17 protein-coding genes, 1 tRNA gene and 3 pseudogenes are annotated in these 16014 nt (G+C 70.0%); 9 read left to right on the plus strand and 12 right to left on the minus strand.

The window, feature by feature from the left end; translation table 11 throughout:
- The first annotated feature begins 58 nt into the window (after positions 1-58).
- Together CXR44_RS24675 and CXR44_RS24680 are read left to right on the plus strand one after the other, a co-directional pair.
- The gene (locus CXR44_RS24675; protein ID WP_101788666.1) at positions 59-778 is read left to right on the plus strand and encodes a helix-turn-helix transcriptional regulator; all 720 of its coding nucleotides are present in this window, start codon (positions 59-61) and stop codon (positions 776-778) included.
- A 92-nt stretch (positions 779-870) separates the two neighbouring features.
- Positions 871-1230, plus strand: a complete 360-nt coding sequence (locus CXR44_RS24680) for a VOC family protein (protein ID WP_101788502.1) — start codon at positions 871-873, stop codon at positions 1228-1230.
- A gap of 430 nt (positions 1231-1660) precedes the next feature.
- Here the strand turns inward: CXR44_RS24680 and CXR44_RS24685 are convergent, their stop codons facing one another.
- From CXR44_RS24685 to aceE, 3 genes are all read right to left on the minus strand, one after another.
- On the minus strand, positions 1661-2542 hold the full coding sequence (locus CXR44_RS24685; RefSeq protein ID WP_180903685.1) for a maleylpyruvate isomerase family mycothiol-dependent enzyme: 882 nt from the start codon (positions 2540-2542) through the stop codon (positions 1661-1663).
- A gap of 133 nt (positions 2543-2675) precedes the next feature.
- On the minus strand, positions 2676-4172 hold the full coding sequence (locus CXR44_RS24690) for an alpha/beta hydrolase (RefSeq protein WP_101788504.1): 1497 nt from the start codon (positions 4170-4172) through the stop codon (positions 2676-2678).
- Between the two features lie 157 nt (positions 4173-4329).
- Positions 4330-7077, minus strand: coding sequence for a pyruvate dehydrogenase (acetyl-transferring), homodimeric type (gene aceE, locus CXR44_RS24695; protein ID WP_101788505.1), 2748 nt, complete (start codon positions 7075-7077; stop codon positions 4330-4332).
- Between the two features lie 554 nt (positions 7078-7631).
- Between aceE and CXR44_RS24705 the strand changes: the two genes are divergently transcribed.
- From CXR44_RS24705 to CXR44_RS24735, 7 genes are all read left to right on the plus strand, one after another.
- Positions 7632-7814: a DUF1918 domain-containing protein gene (locus CXR44_RS24705; protein WP_101788506.1), complete on the plus strand. Its 183-nt coding sequence runs from the start codon at positions 7632-7634 to the stop codon at positions 7812-7814.
- A gap of 9 nt (positions 7815-7823) precedes the next feature.
- Complete coding sequence (locus tag CXR44_RS24710) at positions 7824-8231, plus strand: secondary thiamine-phosphate synthase enzyme YjbQ (RefSeq protein ID WP_101788507.1); 408 nt, start codon at positions 7824-7826, stop codon at positions 8229-8231.
- A 116-nt stretch (positions 8232-8347) separates the two neighbouring features.
- A complete protein-coding gene (locus CXR44_RS24715) occupies positions 8348-8776 on the plus strand; it encodes a DUF3052 domain-containing protein (RefSeq protein ID WP_101788508.1) in 429 nt (142 codons plus the stop codon).
- A 41-nt stretch (positions 8777-8817) separates the two neighbouring features.
- Positions 8818-9267, plus strand: coding sequence for a peroxiredoxin (locus CXR44_RS24720; RefSeq protein ID WP_101788509.1), 450 nt, complete (start codon positions 8818-8820; stop codon positions 9265-9267).
- Positions 9268-9280: 13 nt separating this feature from the next.
- Complete coding sequence (locus CXR44_RS24725) at positions 9281-9589, plus strand: hypothetical protein (RefSeq protein ID WP_101788510.1); 309 nt, start codon at positions 9281-9283, stop codon at positions 9587-9589.
- A 46-nt stretch (positions 9590-9635) separates the two neighbouring features.
- A complete protein-coding gene (locus CXR44_RS24730; RefSeq protein ID WP_245899381.1) occupies positions 9636-10586 on the plus strand; it encodes an ROK family protein in 951 nt (316 codons plus the stop codon).
- A gap of 17 nt (positions 10587-10603) precedes the next feature.
- Positions 10604-10675 (plus strand) — tRNA-Val (locus CXR44_RS24735).
- A 174-nt stretch (positions 10676-10849) separates the two neighbouring features.
- On the opposite strand, the pseudogene CXR44_RS42220 reads toward CXR44_RS24735, so the two are convergent.
- The 9 genes and pseudogenes from CXR44_RS42220 to CXR44_RS24760 form a co-directional block, all read right to left on the minus strand.
- A pseudogene (locus CXR44_RS42220) lies at positions 10850-11110 on the minus strand (site-specific integrase); the annotation flags it as partial.
- Positions 11017-11667, minus strand: coding sequence for a site-specific integrase (locus tag CXR44_RS41130; protein ID WP_281260300.1), 651 nt, complete (start codon positions 11665-11667; stop codon positions 11017-11019). The pseudogene CXR44_RS42220 and the gene CXR44_RS41130, both read right to left, overlap by 94 nt.
- 23 nt (positions 11668-11690) lie before the next feature.
- Positions 11691-11846 (minus strand): annotated as a pseudogene (locus tag CXR44_RS42300) (site-specific integrase); the annotation flags it as partial.
- Positions 11846-12595 carry a replication initiator gene (locus CXR44_RS42305; protein WP_342748594.1) on the minus strand — a complete coding sequence of 250 codons (750 nt, stop codon included), beginning with the start codon at positions 12593-12595 and terminating at the stop codon, positions 11846-11848. The gene CXR44_RS42305 and the pseudogene CXR44_RS42300, both read right to left, overlap by 1 nt.
- 80 nt (positions 12596-12675) lie before the next feature.
- A pseudogene (locus tag CXR44_RS42310) lies at positions 12676-13497 on the minus strand (replication initiator); the annotation flags it as partial.
- On the minus strand, positions 13449-13598 hold the full coding sequence (locus tag CXR44_RS39640) for a hypothetical protein (protein ID WP_180903686.1): 150 nt from the start codon (positions 13596-13598) through the stop codon (positions 13449-13451). The gene CXR44_RS39640 and the pseudogene CXR44_RS42310, both read right to left, overlap by 49 nt.
- Positions 13595-15022, minus strand: coding sequence for an FtsK/SpoIIIE domain-containing protein (locus CXR44_RS24750; RefSeq protein ID WP_101788511.1), 1428 nt, complete (start codon positions 15020-15022; stop codon positions 13595-13597). The genes CXR44_RS39640 and CXR44_RS24750 overlap by 4 nt, the downstream gene beginning before the upstream one ends.
- 85 nt (positions 15023-15107) lie before the next feature.
- Positions 15108-15434: a hypothetical protein gene (locus CXR44_RS24755; protein ID WP_101788512.1), complete on the minus strand. Its 327-nt coding sequence runs from the start codon at positions 15432-15434 to the stop codon at positions 15108-15110.
- On the minus strand, positions 15434-15859 hold the full coding sequence (locus tag CXR44_RS24760; protein WP_101788513.1) for a plasmid replication, integration and excision activator: 426 nt from the start codon (positions 15857-15859) through the stop codon (positions 15434-15436). The genes CXR44_RS24755 and CXR44_RS24760 overlap by 1 nt, the downstream gene beginning before the upstream one ends.
- Between the last annotated feature and the right edge of the window lie 155 nt (positions 15860-16014).

Here is a 16014-nt window from a genome sequence, read left to right on the forward strand (position 1 = left end):
GGTGGCCCTGGCCGGGCGGGGCGCGCGATTGTCGGTGGCCGAGCGTACCGTCCGGACTGTGAACCGTACCGACCGGCTGTACGCGCTCGTCGAGGACCTCCGCGCGATCTCCCCACGCTGCCGCTCCGCGCGCGAGCTCGCCGAGCGGTTCGAGGTGAGCGTCCGCACCATCGAGCGCGACATCGTCGCGCTGCAGGAGTCGGGAGTGCCGATCTACGCCGAGCCTGGGCGCAGGGGCGGCTACGCCCTCGACAAGCGGATGTCGCTCCCGCCGCTCAACTTCACCCCCGCGGAGGCGGTGGCGATCGCCGTGGCGCTCAGCCGGGCGGGCGACCAGCCGTTCGGCAGGCAGGCGCGCAGCGCGTTACGCAAGGTGGTGGCGGCCATGCCGGGCCGGGAGGGCGAGCTGGCCAGGGAGCTGGCGCGCAGGGTCCAGCTGATCGCCGAGCCGGGCGGCGCCGCGCGGCCGCTGGGCGCCGAGGGCGTGCAGCGCGCGATCGAGGAGGCGCTGCTGCGCCGCCGGGTGCTCAAGCTCGACTACGCCGACGCCAAGGGGGCGCTCACCTCGCGCGAGGTGGAGCCGGGGGTGTTCCTGGGCGGGCGGGGCGGCTTCTGGTATCTCGTGGCCTGGTGCCGCCTGCGCGGCGACGTGCGCGTCTTCCGGCTCGATCGCATCGCCGGCGCGGCGGTCACCGAGGAGCGCTGTCCCGACCGGCCCGTCGAGAGGTTCGCCACGGACGCCCCCGAGTTGATCGTCCAGGGGGCTGTCCTTGATTGAGCACATTTGTTCCACAAGTCAAGAGGAAACACCGACATAGGGTTGTCGCCTCGCCGTTGGATCGTTGTCCTGTTCGAGAAAGTGAGGAAACGATGAACAACACGGTGACCTGGTTCGAGGTGGCGACGGCCGACCCTGAGAGCGCCGAGCGCTTCTTCGGCGGGTTGTTCGGCTGGACCTTCGTCCGCGACGAGGGCCCGCTCGACTATCGGCTGATCGGGCACCCCGGTGGCGAGGGCCCGGTGGGTGGCCTGTTCAACACCCGGGGTGAGTTCCCCGACCACGCGGTCTTCCACGTGCATGTGGCCGACGTCGAGGAGACCTGCCGCCAGACGGAGGAGCTCGGCGGCAAGGTCGTCATGAAAGTCATCGACGACGGCGCCGGCACCGACTTCGCCTACCTTCGCGACACGTCGGGCAGCCTTTTCGGAATCTTCCACCGGAGGTCCTGACCGGGGTGGGGCCCGCGCCGGCGCCTTCCCCGCCGGCCGGGGTCCCGCCCGCACGGGTTCGATGACGGACCCGTGCACCGGGCCGCGTCACCCGCGGCCCCCGTCCTGGACTCGCCGCCGACCGCCGAGCGGCGGCGCGTCCAGGTTCCGGCCCCGAAATCTCGGGGCCGATGTTCCGCCCCCGAGCCCCGGCGCCGATATCCCGGTCCCGGACCACAGTCCCGGAACCACGTTTCCGGGCGCGTGGGAAGGGCGACCGCTTGTCCAGTGCCGTGGGCCCGGGTCCGGTGGTCGTGTGGGTCCGGTGGTCCCGTGGGGTCAGGCGGGCGTGCAGGTGCTGCATGTCGAGCGTACGCACCGGCCGGTCGCCCGCCCAAGTGGTCGTGTGGGGTCGGTCGTCCGTGACAGCACCGGCGGGTGGGCGGGGGCGTCAGAGGGCGGCCTTCTCCAGCCAACGGTCCAGGAAGGCGCGGTCGCCGTGAACGGTGAGAGTGTCGGCGAAGCGCCGGCCGTACACCATCAGGAGCAGATCCTTGGCCGGGCCGCGGACCGCGACGTCGGCCTTGTCATGCCCGTGGACGCAGGTGAGCGCCCCGTCGGCGCCCTGGGTGAGAGTCCATTCGCCCGTGATGCCCGACTGCGTGCCCTCACCGGGTGAGACGTCGCCGCCGAAGCCGCCGCGAGGAGGGCCCGCCTCCGTGGGGTGGTCGTGCGGGCCGGGGTCGGTCGCGTGCAGGTGGAGGGTGGCGCCCGCCGCGTCCAGCTCCGCCAGCCGGTGGGTGACCCATCGGGCGTACGGCAGGTTGGTGAGCAGCTCGTCGATCGCGTCGAGAGCCACGGCCGGGGGCACGTCCGGTTCGACGCCGAGGGCGAGCTCGGCGTCGATGCGGTGCACCAGCGCCTCGTAGGCCATCCGGCGGGTCCACCACGCGGCCGAGCGGCCGTGGCCCCACGTCCACACCGGCAGGTCAGGGTCGGTCGAGCGGAGCGTGGCCAGCAGGCTGCCGGCGCCGTCCGCGAGCCAGGCGGGATCGCCGCTCTGGCCCTCGGCGAGCCCGTTGGGCACCTCGCGCGACCAGATCCGCTCCTGGAGACGGTGCCGGAAAATGTGGATCACCCACCGGTGCGTGGAGCCCACGTGGGTGACCAGGTCGGAGAGCGTCCAGCCGGGGCACGTGGGCACCGGCGTGCCGGGATCGGCCCCGGCGAGCAACTCGGCCAGGCGAGCGGTCTCGTCGCGGATGCGGATCAGATGAGTCTCGGCGGGGCCGGCCGAGGGCGAGATGTCGGTGGGTCTGCTGTCGGCGCTCACCTGATCGACATTAGGCCACGCCACCGACCGCGTCACGCGGCCGATCGCGTCATGCGCCGACCGCCTCGCGCGGCCGATCGCGCCATGTCGCCGGTCCCGGGGCGCGTGGCCCCGGGACCGGTGCGGACGGCGGTCAGGCGGCCGGGCAGCTCGCGTTGCGGCCCGGCACCTTGCCGTCGAGCAGGTAGCCATCGACGGCCCGCCGGATGCAGGCGCTGCCCGAGGAGTAGGCGCCGTGCCCCTCGCCCTCGTAGGTGACGAGCGTGGCGGTCTTGAGCTGCCTGGTCAGCCTGGGCGCCCACTGGTACGGCGTGGCGGGGTCGCCCTTGCCGCCGACGACCACGATCGGGGCGGACCCGGTGGCGTCCACCTCCTTGGCCTCGTTGCTGCCGCGGGCCGGCCAGATGCTGCAGAGCCCGCCCGAACCCTCGCTGCCGAACAGCGGCGAGATGCGCAGCGCGGCCTGCCAGGTGCCCTCCAGCTGCGCCTCGCCGGGCCGTTCGGCGGTGTCGACGCAGGTGATCGCCGGGAAGCTGGACATCTGCGTGGAGTAGGTGCCGTCGGGGTTGCGGCCGGTGTAGGAGTCGGCCAGGTACATCAGGGTCTCGCCCCGGCCCTTGATCGCCTGGCTGAGCGCCTTCTCCAGGAACGGCCACGACAGCTCGGAGTAGAGCGCGGCGGCCACGCCGGTGGAGGCCAGGCCCTGGGTGAGCTGGCGGCCGGTGACCGGCAGCGGCTTCTTGACCAGCCGGTTCATCAGGCGGTCGACGCCGGCGTTGGCGGCCTGCGTGGTCCTGCCGATCTCACAGCCCTCCTTGACGCACCAGCGCAGGAAGCTGCGGTAGGCGTCCTGGAACCCGCGCGTCTGGGCCAGGGTGCGCTCGCGGAAGGTGACCGTGGGGTCGAGCGGGGCGTCGAGCACCATGCGGCCCACGTTCTTGGGGAACATGGTGGCGTAGACGGCCCCGAGGTGCGTGCCGTACGACATGCCGAGGTAGTTGAGCTTCGCGTCGCCCAGCGCGGCGCGCAGCCGGTCCATGTCGCGGGCGGCGTTGACGGTGCCCACGTACGGCAGGACCCGGCCGGAGTCGCGCTGGCACAGCCGGGCGAACTCGCGGTTGGCCGCCGTGCTGGCCGCGCGCGTGCGCCGGTTGGCGGGCAGCGTGTTGAGCGACAGCCACCGGTCCATGTCGGCGCCGGTGCCGCAGCGCACGCCGGCGCTGCGTTCCACGCCACGTGGGTCGAAGCTGATCAGGTCGTAGCGGGCGCGCAGCGTCGCGAACGACTTGGCGGCCTGGTCCAGGGTGTCGACGCCCGAGCCGCCGGGGCCGCCGAAGTTGAACACCAGCGAGCCCAGCCGCCGGCTCGGGTCCGTGGCCGCCACCTTGATCAACGCGAGCTGGAGCGTGCCGGCGTCGGGGTTGGCGTAGTCGAGCGGCACGGCCAGCTTCGCGCAGCGGACGTTCGGGTCCTGCCGGGCGGGCGGCTGGCCGTCAGGCCGCTTGATGTCCGTGCAGGGGCCCCAGGCGATGGGTGGGACGGTGCCCTTGGGATCGGTGTCGGGCTTCGCCGTGCCGGCGCAGGCCATGGCGGACACGCTCAGCGTGACAACGGCAAGGACATGACGCATGAAACTTCCCCCTAGATGTTTCCGGGGGAAGTAGTGCCCACAATACGTGAGATCGCGCCAAGAGGGTTGTGGCGGCACGTACCGCGCCGTGGTTCTTTTACGCGGAAAGGGTGCCCCCCCGCGAGCCTCGCGGCGGGCACCCTGATCCGTGTGCCTGTCAGACGCCCATCGACTGGGTGTCGTTGCTCTCGGCGCCACCGGCCTCGGTCACGCCGTTCTTGAGGTGGTAGCGGGCGATCGCCTCGCGCAGCACCTCGCCGTCGAGCTCGCCCCGCTTGACCAGGCTGGTGAGCACGGCCAGCGTGATCGACGCGGCATCGACGTGGAAGTGGCGGCGCAGCGCCGAACGGGTGTCGGACAGGCCGAACCCGTCGGTGCCGAGCGACGACCAGTCACCCGGAACCCACTGGGCGATCTGGTCCTGGACGGCCTTCATGTAGTCGCTGACGCCCACGAACGGGCCCTGCGCCTGCGAGAGCGCCTGGGTCACGAACGGGACGCGCTTCTCGGCGTCGGGGTTGAGGAGGTTGTGCTCGTCGCACGCCAGCGCCTCGCGCCGCAGCTCCGTCCAGGAGGTCGCCGACCACACCGCGGCCGACACGCCCCAGTCCTCGGCCAGCATCCGCTGGGCCTCCATCGCCCACGGCCCGGCCACGCCGGAGGCCAGGATGTTGGCCTTCGGGCCCTGCGTCGCGGGGCCTTCGGCGAACTTGTACAGGCCCTTGAGCAGGCTCTGCACGTCGAGGTCGGCCGGCTGCGGCGGCTGCTGGTAGGGCTCGTTGTAGACGGTGAGGTAGTAGAAGACGTCCTCGGGCTGGTCGCCGTACATCCGGCGCAGACCGTCCTTGACGATGTGCGCGATCTCGAACGCCCACGACGGGTCGTAGGACACCGCCGCCGGGTTGGTCGAGGCGATGAGCGGCGTGTGGCCGTCCTCGTGCTGCAGGCCCTCGCCGTTGAGCGTGGTGCGGCCGGCGGTGGCGCCCAGCAGGAAGCCGCGGCCCATCTGGTCGCCCATCTGCCACATCGAGTCGCCGGTGCGCTGCCAGCCGAACATCGAGTAGAAGATGTAGATCGGGATCATGTGCTCGCCGTGCGTGGCGTACGAGGTGCCCGCCGCGATCGCCGAGGCCATCGAGCCCGACTCGCTGATGCCCTCGTGCAGGATCTGGCCCTCGGTCGACTCCTTGTACGACAGCAGCAGCTCCCTGTCGACGGCCTCGTACGTCTGGCCGTGCGGAGAGTAGATCTTGGCCGTCGGGAACATCGCGTCGAGGCCGAAGGTCCGGGCCTCGTCGGGGATGATCGGCACGAACCGGTGGCCGATCTCCTTGTCGCGCATGAGGTCCTTCAGCAGGCGCACGAACGCCATCGTGGTGGCGACCTGCTGCTTGCCCGAGCCCTTGCCGAACTGGTCGTAGACCGAGTCGGCGGGGAGCTTGACCGGCTTGGCGCGCACGACGCGCTTGGGCAGCACGCCGCCGAGGGCCGCGCGGCGCTCCTTCATGTACTGGATCTCGGCGTCGTTCTCGCCCGGGTGGTAGTAGGGCGGCAGGTCACCTTCGAGCGCGGAGTCGGGGATCGGCAGGTAGAGCCGGTCGCGGAACTCCTTCAGCTCGGCCTTGGTGAGCTTCTTCATCTGGTGCGTGGCGTTGCGGGCCTCGAAGTCCTTGCCCAGGGTCCAGCCCTTGATGGTCTGGGCGAGGATGACGGTCGGCTGGCCGACGTGCTCGCGGGCCGCCTTGAACGCCGCGTAGACCTTGTGGTAGTCGTGACCGCCGCGCGACAGCTTGCGGATGTCGTCGTCGCTGAGGTGCTCGACCATCTTGCGCAGGCGCGGGTCGCCACCGAAGAAGTTGTCGCGGATGTAGCCGCCCGATTCGACCGAGTAGGTCTGGAACTGCCCGTCGGGCGTGGTGTTCATCTGGTTGACCAGGACACCGTCGACGTCGGCCGCCAGCAGCGGGTCCCAGTCGCGGCCCCAGACGACCTTGATGACGTTCCAGCCGGCGCCCCGGAAGTAGGACTCCAGCTCCTGGATGATCTTGCCGTTGCCGCGGACCGGGCCGTCGAGCCGCTGCAGGTTGCAGTTGATGACGAACGTGAGGTTGTCGAGCTCCTCACGGGCGGCCAGGCCGATCGCGCCGAGCGACTCGGGCTCGTCCATCTCGCCGTCGCCGAGGAACGCCCAGACGTGGCTGCGGCTGGTGTCCTTGATCTGGCGGTTGAGCAGGTAGCGGTTGAACCGCGCCTGGTAGATCGCGCCGATCGGGCCGAGGCCCATGGAGACGGTCGGGAACTCCCAGAAGTCGGGCATCAACCGCGGGTGCGGGTAGGAGGGCAGGCCGTGGAAGCCGTGCGACAGCTCCTGCCGGAACGCGTCGAGCTGCGCCTCGTTGAGGCGGCCCTCCAGGTAGGCGCGCGCGTAGATGCCGGGAGCGGCGTGGCCCTGGAAGAAGACCTGGTCGCCCGACTCGCCGTGGTCCTTGCCGCGGAAGAAGTGGTTGAAGCCCACCTCGTAGAGCGACGCGGCGGAGGCGTAGGTCGCGATGTGACCGCCGACGTTCGTCCGGGCGTTCGCGCGGGACACCATGACCGCGGCGTTCCAGCGGATGTAGGCGCGGATGCGCCGCTCGACGTGCTCGTCGCCCGGGAACCACGGCTCCCGCTCCGGCGGGATCGTGTTGATGTAGTCGGTGCTGCGCAGGCCCGGCACGCCGACCTGGTGCTCGCGGGCCCGCTCCAGCATGCGCAGCATGAGGTAGCGGGCTCTGGTGCGGCCTTCGGTCTTGACGACGTTGTCGAGAGACTCGAGCCACTCGTTGGTCTCACTGGGATCGACATCAGGCAGCTGGCTGGGTAGGCCGTCGCTGATGATCGAGAAACGCTGGCGTCCGGAAGCCACTGGGTCTCGCCTTCCGAGGATGACTGATGTCTGGTCTGGTCGCCTTCCATCCTGGTCGCTGGTCGTAGAAAGTGCATCTCTACTGACCGGTAACCAAGACGTCCCCGCTGGCAGGGCGGCTAGTGGTGGCCTAGACCACCGATGGTAGGACGAATCCGAGGCCAAGGTTACATTGGGCCGTCAATTTAACAAGTCCGGAAAACCTTGGAAATTTCGCCCTCATGTCTGGAGTATCCCCCGGAGGAGAACAGCCGTCACCAGCGGGGGACTCAGGGCGTCGCGCGAGTCTAGCCGGACGCCTTCCGTGACCTTTTTCCGGGGCGTCCCACCGCAGGCCGGGGCCCTTTCCCGGCCGGTGGCCGCCGCCGGCCCGGGCGGCCGCCGGCCATGCCCCCGCCGGTGCCGGGCACGGCGCGCGTGACGGAAGCGCCGGGATCGGCGTCGTCCGGGCGTGTCGGCCCCGACCGTAACGGTTGGGTCAGGATTCGCCTCTCTCTTCGGACGGGCTCGGGCGGCCTCTTTTCGCGGGGCGCGGGGCGTACGAATGTGGAGGTATGAATGCGACGGTAGGCGACCGGCTCCTCGTCCACGGCAACACCGTGGGCGAACGGGACCGGAGCGGGGTCATCCTCGAGGTGCAGGGCCCCAACGGCGGCCCGCCCTACATCGTGCGGTTCGACGACGGGCACACCGGGCTGGTCTTTCCCGGTCCGGACGCCGTCGTCGTGCCTCAGTAGAATTCTCGTGTGAGATCCCAGATCATTTCCGTGGCCACGGGTTCACGCGAGACGGTGCACGACATCACCGCGGAGTGCGCCGCGTTCGCGGAAGAGCAGGGCCGGGACGGGCTGCTGCACGTCTTCGTCCCTCACGCGACGGCCGGCGTGGTCCTCATGGAGCTGGGATCGGGCAGCGACGACGACCTGCTCGCCGCGCTGCGCGACCTCCTGCCCGCCGACGACCGGTGGCGGCATGCCCACGGCTCCCGCGGGCACGGCCGCTCGCACGTCATGCCGGCGATGATCCCGCCGTACGCCACCGTCCCCGTGTTAGGCGGCCGGCTCGCGCTGGGCACATGGCAGTCGATCGCGCTCGTCGACCTGAATGTCGACAACGCGCAACGCCGGATTCGCCTGTCGTTTCTGGCCGATTGACATCGGTGGACCACGGCCGTACCCGTGGCGACCGTTGACGACTGAGGGTCACAGCGTGTGGACTGTCCCGAAGCGATAACCGCACAAGCGGGGCCACTCAAGCAGGAGGGATAAACGTGAGCGCGACCGCGGGTCAGGCGCAGGGCGAGCGCGGCCTGGCCGAACGACTCGGCCTCAAGCCGGGTCAGGTGGTGCAGGAGATCGGTTGGGACGAGGACGTCGACGACGAGCTTCGCGACTCCATCGAGGACCTGACCGGCAACGAGCTGTTGGACGAGGAGACCGACGACGTCGTCGACGTGGTGCTGCTCTGGTGGCGTGACGGCGACGGAGATCTCTTCGACGTCCTGAGCGATGCCATGCGTGCACTCGCCGACGGCGGCCAGATCTGGTTGCTCACTCCGAAGGCCGGACGCGAGGGCCATGTGGAGCCGAGCGACATCGGGGAGGATGCCGCGACCGCGGGTCTCTCGCAGACCAGCAGCATCTCCGCGGCCCCCGACTGGTCGGGGACCAGGCTCGTGACGCCCAAGGGCCGGCGTTAGGGAGCTCGAGCGGCGACCGTAGGGCAGGATGTACGTCCGTGATGACGCATCCGGTCGCGGTGGGCGCCCAGGCTCCGGACTTCGAGCTTCAGGACCAGCACGGCACTCCGATGAGGCTGTCGGACCTTCGGGGCAGGAAGGTCGTGCTGGTCTTCTATCCGCTTGCCTTCAGCGGGGTGTGCCAGAGCGAGCTTGCCGCTCTGCGTGACCTCTCCGCCGACGCGCAGGTGCTGGCCGTGTCCGTCGACTCGGTCTTCGCCCAGCGTGCCTGGGCCGATCGGGAGGGTTACGCGTTCCCGCTGCTCTCCGATTTCTGGCCACACGGACAGGTCGCGCGGGCGTACGGTGTCTTCGATGAGGAGAGGGGCCACGCTCGCCGGGGTACCTTCGTCATCGACGGCGAGGGCGTGATCCGCTGGTCGGTGGTCAGTCCGATCGGGCAGGCACGCGACGTCGCCGCCTACATCCAGGCACTCGCCGACATCGCCTAGACGGAGGGACAGCATGCCCTGCTACCGCTGCGGGGCCCGGCAGACGGACCCCGTCCGTGGCGCCAGCCCGTGGAAGCGCGGCGTGCGCCAGGAGTCCCAGGTTCTCATCTGCCCGGACTGCCAGCGTCTGCACGACCTCGACCTCGACGCCTGCGGCGCCTGCGGCTCCACGGCGCTGATCTGCCGGCTGGGCGAGGTCGAGTGCCGTTCCTGCGGCGCGGTCCGGATGGCGCGGGCACGCGAGTTCGCCTGCTCGGCGCCGCCGCCCGGGCTGTCGGCCGAGGTCGAGGCCGCGCTCGACCGGGTGCTCGGCCGTACCTGACCCGGGCTTTCCGGACATGTACTGAGCTGCGCTATCGTCTCGTACCGTGTCCGCATCTAGTTCGTTCGTCGTGGCGCTCGACGTCGGTGGCACGTCCATGAAGGGCGGCCTGGTCGACGACACCGGCGCGGTGCTGCTGAGCGAGCGACGCCCCACCCCCCGTGAGCAGGGCCCCGAAGCGGTCGTCGCCGCCATCCGCGACTTCATCGGCCACCTCGCCGCCTCCGGCGACGGGCACCCGGCGGGCGTCGGCTTGGCCGTGCCCGGCCTGGTCTCGGCGGACACCGCGCTCTACGCCGCGAACCTCGGCTGGAAGAACGTCCCCGCGATCGACTTCACCCCGCTCGACGTGCCCGTCATGCTGGGCCACGACGTCCGCACCGGCGGGCTGGCCGAGAGCGTCCTCGGCGCCGGGCGCGGTGTGCCCGACTTCCTGTTCCTGCCCATCGGCACGGGCATCGCCGGAGCGATGATCGTTCACGGCGAGCCGTACGGCGGCGCCTCCGGCTGGGGCGGCGAGATCGGCCACATCCCGGTCTTCCCCGACGGCGAGCAGTGCGCGTGCGGCCAGTTCGGCTGCCTGGAGACGTACGCCTCGGCGGCCTCCGTCGGCCGGCGTTACAGCCTCCGCTCGGGCCAGGAAGGCGTACGGGCCGAGCAGGTGGTCGCCTCCGACGACCCGATGGCCATCGAGGTGTGGGACGAGGCGGTCGAGGCCCTGTCGCTGGCGCTGGCCACGTACACGCTGCTGCTCGACCCGTCCATGATCGTGCTGGGTGGAGGACTGGCCGAGGCCGGCCCCGCCCTCCTGGACCCCGTCCGCACCCGCCTCGTCAAGCGCCTCACCTTCCGCGACGCCCCACCCCTGCACCCGGCCGCCCTCGGCGTGGACGCCGGCATGCTCGGCGCGGCCCTCCTGGGCTGGCGCGCCGCCGGCCGTCCCGACCTGGGACCGGGGTGGACGGTGGATGTGCGATCGGAGCCGTTGGTGTCGTAAGGTGTAGTGCCGATCAGGGGCGGTTAGCTCAGCGGTAGAGCACTCGCCTTACAAGCGAGGGGTCACTGGTTCGAACCCAGTACCGCCCACCTGCGAGAAGAGCCCCGTTTCCGATCATGGAAACGGGGCTTCGTGCCATTAGCGTGCCATTAGCTTTGTTGGATCTTCGCGTTCATGGCGTCGGCGATCCTGCGGTCGGCCTCTGCGGTGCTGTGCTGGTAGATCAGTGCGGCGCGGACGGAGTCGTGTCCCATCCGCTGCATGAGGTCTTTGAGGCTCGCGCCTGAGCTGGCGGCGATCGTGTTGCCAGTGTGTCTGAGGTCATGGAAGTGCAGGCCCGGGAAGCCGATCTTCCTTGTGCTCTCGTCCCATTTGGCTGCGCGCCGGAAGTTGCTGCGGCGGAGGATGCCGCATCGTGAGCCGGTGAAGATCAGGGCGTCGGGTTCTGGGGCTGTGTACTGGTCGAGGTGGTCACGGAGCGCTGGCGTGATCGCTTCCGGGATGGCGACGGTACGGACTCCGGCGCGGGACTTGGGTGGACCGACGAGGAGTTCGCCGGTGTCGAGTTCGACGTGCTGTTGCCGAACACTGCGGTCCGGGCTGCGAGGTCCAGGTCCATCCGGCGCAGGGCCGCGACTTCGCCCCAGCGCAGGCTGGCGAAGGTGGCGAGAAGGACGAGGGATCGGAGGCGCGCCGGCATGAGGTCGGCCAGCTCGAACACCTTGGCCACGGTCAGGACCGGCCGTTCTTCCGGTTTCTCCTCGCCGGCGCCCCGGATGCGGCACGGGTTGCGCGGGATGATCTGGTCGTCGGCCGCCGTCATGAGCACCGCCCGCAGGAAGCGGTACGCCTTGGCGACCTCGGACGAGCCGACGCCGTTGCCGAGCAGCAGGACGCGCCATTCGCGGACCGTGGCGGTGTCGAGCTTGCCGATGGGCATGCCGCCTAGATGAGGGCGGATGTAGCGCTTGAGCAGGCCCTTGTAGATCTCGACCGTGCGTGGGCGGAGGTTCGTGCGTTCGGCGATCCACTTGTCGGCGTAGTCGCCGAGCTTGACCTTGGAGCGCTGAGGTCGGTCCAGTCGCCCGTGATCATCTTGGCCTCGATCAGGGAGAGCGCCTTTTCGGCGTCGCGCTCGCGTGCGTACGTGTTCTCGCCGAGACGGATCTTGCCGTCAGGGCCGGAGTAGCGGATCTGGAATCTGCCGGACGGGAGCTGGCGGATGCTGCCGAAGCGCCGCTTGCCTGGTTTGTTGGGCATCAGGCAGCCCTCCCAAGGTCGGTTGCCGAAAGATCTTGCCCGTCTGCTTGGGCTTGGAGCTGTGCCATGTGGGTTTGCCAGCGTTGCCGTTCGGCGACCGAGCGGAGCAGGCGCATGGCCAGCGGTGGCATGTTGGAGTCGCCGGCGGGGATGGGCTTCCAGATGTAGCGGTGCGGGTCGGCCGGTTGGTCGGGTTGGCCGAGAGCTTCCAGGACCCAGGTGCGGCGGTCCTGCTTGTGTTCGGCGAGTGTCTTGTTGGACCACTTGCGGGAGACCAGGACGCGGCGGCCGGCGTAGCCGAGGTGGTCGGGCTTGTGGGCCTTGCTGCGACAGCGGCCCGGGAGCATGCCCGGCTTGGCGCCCTTGGGCTGGATGCTGAAGCGGAGCCAGTTCGGGCAGGCGGGGGAGCAGGGCTCGAAGCGCAGGGCCTCGACCAGGCGGGCAGCGTGTTGGCGCTGGGCGGAGTTGCCGGTGTCGAGGGTGTCGCCGAGGCTCTTGGTCAGGTACTTGGACAGGTAGCGGATGCACTGGTCGGCGTCCGGGGTGCCGGCGAGTACGCCCTTGACGTCGATCTGGTTGCCGAAGCGGATGACGTGCAGGGGCTTGGCGTTCTCGTCGGTGTCGAGCTGGTCGAGGGCTTCGTTCCACGTGGGCAACACCTCACCAGTGGTGGGGTTGAGGTAGCCGGCCCCGTCCTCCCAGACGGGCATGTGGGCGCCCTCGAAAACGACGGTGTTGGCGGTGGCCACCACACCTGGTGGTAGGTCGCGGCGGCGATCTGCTTAACCTCCGCCCTGGGGAGCGTTCCGCGGATCGCCATGTGCAGGTGCGGGGCCAGTCGCTTCTGGGATTCCACGGTGGCGAAGTACTGCACGTAGCCAGCCACCCGGCGGAGGTTCTACACGAAGCGATCGACCAGCTTGGAGAAGTGGAGCGCGTCGCGGGCCGCTCGCGCGTAGTCGTAGGTCTTTGGATCGACCGGGACGCCGTCGCGGACCTTGCCGTAGGAAGGGAGCGTCAGGGTGACGAACAGCGACGGCCGGCAGACCTTGCCGTCCGAGGACTCGAACGTCCGCCCGAGCGTCGTCGCCGTCATCCTGCGCTTGGGCAGGTTGGGCGCGTCCTGCCGCCGCCTGGTCGAACGGGTGCGCTTGGGCGCCGTACGGCCGAGAACACTGCCACGCATGCCCGCCTCGTTGATCTCGGCGTCCACTCCCTCGATGGCAGCGTCCCAGTCGGCGACGTCCTCACCGAGGGCGGCGGCCTGGTCGCGGCGGGCTTGGAGGTCGGCGCGGAACTCGACCAGCCACCGCTGTTCGTCCGTGGGGTCGTCCGGTGTGATGGCCGGCTCCTGGTCGAGGTGCCAGCCCTCGCGGCACTGGGCCATGCGGAGCTGCCGGTTGCGCTTGGCGCACGGCGGGCACTTGGCGTCCAAGGTGGCGCCGCACGGGACGTCCACGATCTCCCAGCGGCCGGTGTGGATGTCGAGCCGCTTGAGTGGGACGGGCTGGATGCACACGCCGTACTGCTTGGCGACCTCCACGGCCACCTCACGGGCTATCGGCATGGCCTGCCGGATGGCGCGGGGTAGGGAGCGATCGGTCATGCTGCCCTCCCGTCGTCGGTAGTCACGTGGGCGCACTGGCCGCATTCGCGGCACTCGATCAGGGTGCGGGCCGGGTCGAGCCAGAGAGCGTTGATGGTGTGGCAGACGGAGCAGCGCAGCCCGTCGAGGAGGTGGGCCAGCGTCATGCGGCCTCGCCTCGCTCGGTGAACACGGCGACCATCTCGCGGATGTCGGTGTCGGAGACGTAGGCGGCGCGGACGCGGACGGGTTCGGGGGAGGTCTCCAATCGCATGTACGCCGCTCCCGCGCCCAGCTCGGGGACGGGTGAGATGTGGTCGGCCAGAGCGCCCCGGCCGCGGGCGCCGTCGCCGAGGACCATGTCCACCTGTTCGGACTCGTCCAAGCGGAGGGCGATCTTGTCGGGGAACAGGTTGCGGATGTTCATGACCTCCTTGCGCGGATCCTGAAGCGCGGCCATAACCCCGACACCCACGGAGCGGCCTTGCGTCGCCAGGGTGGCCAGAGCAGCCGAGATGCGCTGGCGGAGCTGCTTGTCGGGCTGGTAGGCGGTCAGGAACGCCACCTCGTCAACGAGCACCAGGACGAACGGGTCCTCCACGGTCGGCGTGTGGGAGCGCTGGACGCCGGAGAAGCGGGCCGCCCGCTTCTGCATCACCGAGACGGCCTCGTCCAGCAGGTCGGCGCAGTCGGCCGGGTCGGCGGCATACCGGCCCTGGAACAGCTCACGGCCGAAGGACAGCTCCATCAGCTTGGGGTCCAGCGCCCAGATCTCGACCAGCCCGGCGCGCATGGCAGGGAGAAGCCCGCGGATGGTGTCCCACAAGAACGAGCCCTTGCCGGCCCCGGTTGCCCCGGCGATCAGGATGTGCGTGCCGTGGACCTTGAGCTTCAAGGGCCGACCGTCTTCCTGCTTGCCGATCTCGACCGGCCCCACCGACGGCTCGTCCGGGATGGGAAGCGCGGGGATCGGGTCCGCGAGTGGATCGCTGCGCGGGAAGGTCAGCAGCAGCCGGCCGCCTTTGACGAGCGCGACTCGGCAGGAGACGGCACCGAAACCTTGGGCGAGGTTGTCGGTGCGGTCGGTCCAGTCCTTGACGGCCTGCCCGTCGAGCATCCGCACGGTGACGCGGTCGGCCCAGCCGTCACACTGCACCTTGACGAGACGGGGCATGTAAGCCAGGCCGTTGATGCGCTTGGCCAGCCCGGAGACGTCCATGACGGCCTGCCAGTGACGGCGATAGACCGACATAAGCCGCCACCAGGCCAGCAGCCGCCAGCCGATGAGCCGGGCGAACGAATCGCGGGCGATGAAGGCCCAGCAGAGCAACGCCAGGACGACGAGCCCGAGCGCCGAGACAGCGAGCGGCCAGCCGTCCAGGACCCAGAGGGCAGCGAGCGTGACCGGTACGGCGCAGGCAACCGGGTGGCGCCACAGCGTACGTACCAGCGCGGCCAGAAAACGCCAGCCGTAGATGAGCAGGGTGATCAGAGCAGGGGTCTTGAGAACGGCCGGGCGGAAGACGACGGCCGTGTCGGGCGTGGTGGCGACGAGGTTGCGTGCCTCGTCGCCAGGCAGCCGCTTGAACATATGCTTGGAACCTCTCGTGAGTGAGATCAGGGAGAAGATCGGGGGCCGCCGGAAGTTGCCGCTTCTGGCGGCCCCGCCCTACGTGTCAGGCCGCCGTCTGGTCGGTGGCCTTGCCGGCGGCCAACTGCTGCTTCGCGTGACCGGGCAGGTGGTAGGTGTGGGAGGTATCGGTCCTGGTGTGGAAGGCGCGCTCCATCGACCAGGCGAAGCGGGCGGCCTCGTGGGCGAGTTGGCGGGCGAACTCCACGTCCTCACCGGTCACGGGACCATTGGTGGTGACCAGCACCGAGGTGGCGCCGAAGTCGAGCGCCAGCACCGGCTCACGGTGCCCGTAGGGGTGGCGGAGCGTGCGGACGGTGTGTCCGGTGGCCAGCCGGATCACGCTGCGACGCGGGGTGCGGCGGCGGGTCATCAGTTGGCGTCCTTTCCGGCCGGGGCCTTCACGGGAGCGGGCGGGGTGGTGGTGCGGGGTGCGTGCATCTCGCGGACCTTGATCGAGTAGGCGAGACGGCCGGCGGCGTTGACGTACGGGGTGATGGACATGCCGTCGAACTCGACCGGCGTGAACGGCAGGCCCGGCATGGGCTGCGGTGGTACCGGCTGCACCGGGGCGAGGATCTTGACCGCGACGGTCTTCTGGGCGGGCTTGAGGGTCGGGTCCCCGTCCATGACCGCGACCTGCCAGACCAGCTCTTGGGTCTGCTTGTCGCGGGCCTGCACGAACCGGCCGCCGGCGGAGGCGTCGAAGTCCTTGACGGGCTCGACCTCGCCGACGATGTAGCAGCCATGCGGGAAGACCATGGCGAAGGTGACGGGGATGGGGCCTTGCAGAGCCATACGGCTCTCCTTTCCTGAGTGTCTGTCACTTGACCTATCAAGTGATGCTCCGAGAGTAAGCCGCTTAAACTTGCTACGTCAAGTGACCCTGGCGAAGTGACGAACCTCTTACCGATCCGGTAGACACACACCTAGCCGATCAAGGAGGAACCACG

The organism is Nonomuraea indica (assembly GCF_002850745.1).
Classification (GTDB): domain Bacteria; phylum Actinomycetota; class Actinomycetes; order Streptosporangiales; family Streptosporangiaceae; genus Nonomuraea; species Nonomuraea indica.